Annotated in this window: 5 protein-coding genes; 3 read left to right on the top strand and 2 right to left on the bottom strand. The window is 68.6% G+C overall.

Annotation, left to right across the window (positions count from 1 at the left end):
- Positions 1-1,297 (bottom strand): BTAD domain-containing putative transcriptional regulator (locus tag ACFW2E_RS12695; protein WP_384465569.1); only part of this gene is annotated, 1,297 nt, incomplete at its 3' end.
- 880 nt (positions 1,298-2,177) lie between these two features.
- On the opposite strand from ACFW2E_RS12695, the gene ACFW2E_RS12690 reads away from it, so the two are divergent.
- The 3 genes from ACFW2E_RS12690 to ACFW2E_RS12680 all read left to right on the top strand — a co-directional run bounded on the left by ACFW2E_RS12690 (position 2,178) and on the right by ACFW2E_RS12680 (position 4,561).
- Positions 2,178-3,386, top strand: coding sequence for a phosphatidylserine/phosphatidylglycerophosphate/cardiolipin synthase family protein (locus ACFW2E_RS12690; RefSeq protein WP_384465567.1), 1,209 nt, complete (start codon positions 2,178-2,180; stop codon positions 3,384-3,386).
- A 277-nt stretch (positions 3,387-3,663) separates the two neighbouring features.
- Positions 3,664-4,047 carry an STAS domain-containing protein gene (locus tag ACFW2E_RS12685; protein ID WP_384465565.1) on the top strand — a complete coding sequence of 128 codons (384 nt, stop codon included), beginning with the start codon at positions 3,664-3,666 and terminating at the stop codon, positions 4,045-4,047.
- A gap of 64 nt (positions 4,048-4,111) precedes the next feature.
- Complete coding sequence (locus ACFW2E_RS12680; RefSeq protein ID WP_384465563.1) at positions 4,112-4,561, top strand: ATP-binding protein; 450 nt, start codon at positions 4,112-4,114, stop codon at positions 4,559-4,561.
- Here the strand turns inward: ACFW2E_RS12680 and ACFW2E_RS12675 are convergent.
- Positions 4,558-4,755 (bottom strand): hypothetical protein, encoded by a 198-nt coding sequence (locus ACFW2E_RS12675; RefSeq protein ID WP_384465562.1) that lies wholly within the window; start codon positions 4,753-4,755, stop codon positions 4,558-4,560. The genes ACFW2E_RS12680 and ACFW2E_RS12675 overlap by 4 nt on opposite strands.
- Between the last annotated feature and the right edge of the window lie 275 nt (positions 4,756-5,030).

The raw sequence follows: 5,030 nt of genomic DNA, 5'->3' as shown, positions 1-5,030 counted from the left end.
CCAGTGCCGCAAGCCGGCCGCGACTGGTGATCAGCACTCCGCAACCGGAGGTGCCGGGGAGCAGGGGGCGGATCTGCTCCTCGTTGAGCGCGTTGTCAACGACGATGAGCAGCCGACGGCCGGAGACACAGCTCCGGTAGAAGCGGGTCAGGTCCTCCAGGTTGTCCGGCATGGCGGCGGCGTCCACGCCGAGCGCCTGCAGCAGGTCGCGCAGCGCCTGGCTGGGTTCGGCCGCGGCGTTCGGCCCCAGATCGATGTGGAGCTGTCCGTCCGGGTACTGGTCCCGCAGGCGATGGGCGGCGAAGAGGGCCAGTGCGGTCTTGCCGATCCCCGGCATACCGAGGATCACGCAGACCGGCGGGGATCCGCCGTGCCCGTCGCGGGCCGTCATCCAGGCACAGATGTCCTCGACCTCGGCGGTTCGTCCCGTGAAGTCGACCGGAGCCGGCGGCAGTTCGGCGGGCCGTACGAGCGGCGTCCAGGCGGCGGAAGGTCCCGTGTCGTGGGAGATCTCGGGCACAGCCCCCTGTGTGCCGCGCGCGCTGATCCGGGCCGGACGCGGTAACGGCAGGTCCTCGTTGAGCACCATGTAGTGCACCTCCTGCAGCCGTGCGCTGGGTTCGAGTCCCAGATCGTTGACGAGGAGCCGCCGGTAGTCGTGGTACACCTCCAGCGCCTCCACACGCCGCCCGCACTGGTGGAGCGCGCGCATCAGCTGGGTACGGGGCCGCTCCCGATGCGGATGCTCGGCCACCAGGGCGAGCAGCTCCGCGATCAGCTCTCCATGGCGACCGATCTCCAGGTCCGCGTCGATCCGGTCCTCGAGAACGACCAGCCGCGCCTCCTCCAGACGGGGCCCCTCGACCGTGGCGAGGAAATCACTCACGCCCGCAAGCGCGGGCCCCCGCCACAGGGACAGTGCCGCACTGAAGTGTGCGGACGCCTCCTCGGGGTGACGTGCCGCCATGGCATTGCGCCCCAGGGCGGTCAGTCGCTCGAACTCCAGCAGATCGAGGCCGTGCTCCCTGCTGCTGATGCGGTAGCCGGGGCGCTGTCGGTCGATGCGCACCTCCGGTCCCAGCAGGCCGCGCAACCGGGAGGCATACGTCTGTATCTGCGCCTGGGCCGTGGCGGGCGGGGCGTCGCCCCACAGCCAGTCCGCCAGGACACTGTCGGACACGACCCGGCCCCGGGACAGGAGCAGGGCAGCCAGCACGGTCGTGATTTTCGATCCGCGCAGCTTCACCTCCCTGTCCTGATTCAAGGCCTGGATCGGTCCCATGACAAGGAACTGCATTCTTCTCCCCCGTGTACGACGAGCCCCCACCCGAGCGTGGTGACGCCGTCGAGCACTCGCGTAGCAAAAATAAATCCGGCCGGTCAAGCCGGAAGGATCATATAGGGCGGAGGGGACCGCTCCACCAAGCGGGGTTCAAAACCGCATAGGCGTGGCGTGCGCCACATGAGGCCGGTTCCATACGGCACCTGTATTTTGCCTATACCGCCTACTCCGCAGCGCGGAACGAGCACTGTGCGGCCTCGGATCGAACGAGCCGGACGGACCAGCCAACCCCGCATCGATCTGCGCTTTTGCCCTCCGATGCGTCCTCCTGACCGACGCCGAGGCCGATGTGTCCACACGATCGCCACAGGTTCTGTCCACAAACCCCTCAGTGCTGCCGCCCGCGCGGCCTGTAGATTTTCAGCCAAACTCAGCCTCCGCGGATTCGCACAGGTTCCGGGTATTTCGCAATTACAATTCACCGAAATATCCATGAACGCAGACTCGCAGGCCCGGGGCACGGTCGACACGAGGTCAGGTCTGCAAGGCATCGAATTACTGCGCCAGATCCCGGTAAGTCATTCGACGCGGCCGATTCGGAGCCCAGCGCACGCGGCAGACTCCGGCCGCCAGGTGGGCGGCCGCCCGGGTGGACGCCCCGCGCACCGCCGTCACGTCGGCCTCCCCCGCACCGCCGGCCCGCGCTCGTACGCGATGATGACCAACTGGGCGCGGTCCGGGGCGTAGAGCTTGGCCAGGAGGCTGGGGCCCTGATTCGGGTGGGCTCGGTCCCGGCAGATGGCTGGAGTGAGGCGGTGCCGACCGGGCATCCGCTTGTTCGGGCTCGCCCGGCAGCCCGTGACGTTCTGTCTTCTGGCCCAGTGGGAGATTCGGCGTGATACTCAACGGTGTACCGACACCCCCCGCTCGCGGCACCACACCTGACGCGACAGCGGGCAAACAGCGCCTGCGCCGCCGCCTGGAGCGGCTGATCGGCGTCGCCGCGACCGAAGGCAACGACCTGGTGCCCCTGCGCAACGGCGATGAGATCTTCCCCGCGATGCTCGGGGCGATCCGTTCGGCCCGGCACACCATCGACATGATGACGTTCGTGTACTGGCGCGGTCAGATCGCCCACGACTTCGCCGTCGCTCTGGCCGAGCGCGCCCGCACGGGGGTGCGCGTGCGACTGCTGCTCGACGGCTTCGGCGCCAAGGAGATCGAGCGGCGGCTACTGGACCTCATGAGCGCCGCGGGCGTGCAGGTGGCCTGGTTCCGCAAACCCGTTTGGCTGTCGCCGTTCAAGCAGAACCACCGCTGTCACCGCAAGGCCCTCGTCGTCGATGAGCACACCGCCTTCACCGGCGGCGTCGGCATCGCGGAGGAATGGTGCGGCAACGCACGCAACCCTGCCGAGTGGCGAGACACCCACGTCCGGGTCCGCGGTCCGGCCGTGGACGGCATCGCGGCAGCGTTCGCACAGAACTGGGCGGAGTGCCACGACGAACTCTTCGACGACCGTGACCGCTTCACGGAACACCCGCAGACCGGCTCATCGGTGGTGCAGGTCGTCCGCGGCTCCGCGAGCATCGGCTGGCAGGACATGCAGACCCTCATCCGCGTCATGCTCACTTCTGCCGAGGAGCGCTTCCGGCTGGCCACCGCCTACTTCGCCCCTGACACCTATTTCATCGACCTGCTGTGCGAAACCGCGCGTCGCGGTGTGCGGGTCGAGATCCTGCTGCCCGGCCCCCACACCGACCAGCGCGCCTGTCAGCTCGCCGGTCAACACCACTACACACGTCTGCTGCAGGCGGGCGTGCACATCCGTCAGTACCAGCCGACCATGATGCACGCCAAGATCATCACTGTGGCCTCGGTCGCCGCCCTCATCGGATCCACCAACTTCAACCGCCGGTCCATGGACCACGACGAAGAGGTCATGCTCGCCGTCCTGGACGAGACGTTCACCGCCGCACTCGACCGCGACTACGAGGCAGACCTGCTGCGCAGCGCGGAGATCGACCTCACGCGATGGAGACGACGGGCAGTTCTGCAACGCGCCAAGGAAGCTGCGGTCACCCCGCTCCGGCGCTTCCTGTGAGGCGTAGCAGCACATCGAGCGCTTCCCAGGACGGCCCGCGAACCTGAGACGGGGCCCCACCGGGTTTCCGCCGATGCGCAGCCGTCCGCGTGCGTGGTGCTGATGGCGACCTCGACGAGGTGCGGCGGCAACTCGCGCGAGGCGGGGCCCGAACGGCCGGTCGATCATGAAAGTGGATGCCGGTCACGGTCCCGCCGAAGGCATTTTGCCTCGTGCAGCACAGTATTCCCTGCTCAGGGGGTTGGCGCTAAAAACGCCCGGGTGCCACGATGGCGCAATGCCTGCGGCCCACGCCACGAACGTCCACACCACCCGCCGCGATCAGGCTCTGCACATCATCCTGCGCGGAGAGTTGGACCACTACGACGCCGAAGACGTCGACGCCGCCTGGGAGGCCGCCGACCTCGCGGCACTTGCCACTACAGTGGTGGATCTCGCCCAGGTCACCTTCGCGGACAGCATGCTTCTCAACGCTCTCCTCAAAGCCCGGCGCCGGCACGACACAGCCGGCCGCGAGTTCATTCTGCTCGGCCCGCTGCACCCCTCGGTCAGCCGGCTGTTGACCATCAGCGGCACCCTCGAACACTTCACGATTTTGAATTCGGATCCCTGCGGAGGCCGTGACGGCGGTCATCCCCATGAGCGCGGCCACAGCGGGTAGGCGAAGACAGCGAAACGCAGACGATCAGCAACCAGAAAGCCAAACCAACTGCACAGGAAACTCTATGGTCACCCCGCTCAGGAATCAGGCGACGGATGAGCGCGACTCGGCAGGGCCATTGCGATACGGCGCCGCCTGGGACAGCGAAGGGACATCCATCGCCCACACCCGGCACGCCGTCCGCACGCTACTCGTCCAGGCAGGACACCCCTCCGACCACCGGCCGAGTCGGGACGCCCAGATCGTCGTCAGCGAACTCGTCACCAACGCCCTGCGTCACGCACCCGGCCCCGGCCAACTCCTCTTGGAACTCATCCCTGAAAGCGGCCTGTTGCGAATCACCGTCCGCGACCGCTCACCGCGGCAGCCACGACTGCTCGTCCCGGACCCCCGCCGCATCGGGGGACACGGCCTGCACTTGATCACCCGGCTCTGCGAGCGGTTCCACACGGTCCCCCTCGGCGACGGCAAACTGGTCATAGCCGAACTCGGCCTGTCCGGGGACACCGCCTAGCCGCCCGCACGCGGGAAGTCACGGCACGCTGTTCGCGAGCCGCTCTCCGCGTCCTGGCCGTGCAGCGCCGGTACGTCTCGCCAGGGGCGGGCTCCGACGCGGAGTTCGATGCCGAGCGGCACCATGAGGTCCGCCTCGGTGTGGTCGGGTGGCGACGGATCGTCTCGGCCGCTGGTCACTCCTCTGCCCGCCACGCCGGTAATCGCGCCCGGCCGCCCGGGAGACGCGCGACGGAACCTTCACGCGCTGCCGCGGCTCGGCTGAGCCGCGCTTGGCCGTGGGAAGGCCGAGGGCGGGAACACGGCAGGAGGTCGCGCGGGTTCCATCGCGCGTACCGGTCCCGCCCCCGACTGCAACTCGCCTACCCACGCTGCCCGTTGGAACCCCCATGGGTTGTACGGCCTGTTCCGCGGCCGTTGGCTTCCACCTCCGGCGCGCGCCGGGCCCGGCCGCCACCTCGGCCGGGCCC

Source organism: Streptomyces sp. NPDC058964 (assembly GCF_042741275.1).
Taxonomy (GTDB): Bacteria; Actinomycetota; Actinomycetes; order Streptomycetales; family Streptomycetaceae; genus Streptomyces.
Note: the sequence above shows the minus strand (reverse complement) of the source record. Positions and strands in the feature narration are given on the sequence as shown.

What these genes read in the sequence shown, in the direction of transcription:
- ACFW2E_RS12685 (WP_384465565.1), top strand. Translation starts at nt 3,664, where the DNA reads ATGCCTGCGGCCCACGCCACGAACGTCCACACCACCCGCCGCGATCAG.
- ACFW2E_RS12680 (WP_384465563.1), top strand. Translation starts at nt 4,112, where the DNA reads ATGGTCACCCCGCTCAGGAATCAGGCGACGGATGAGCGCGACTCGGCA.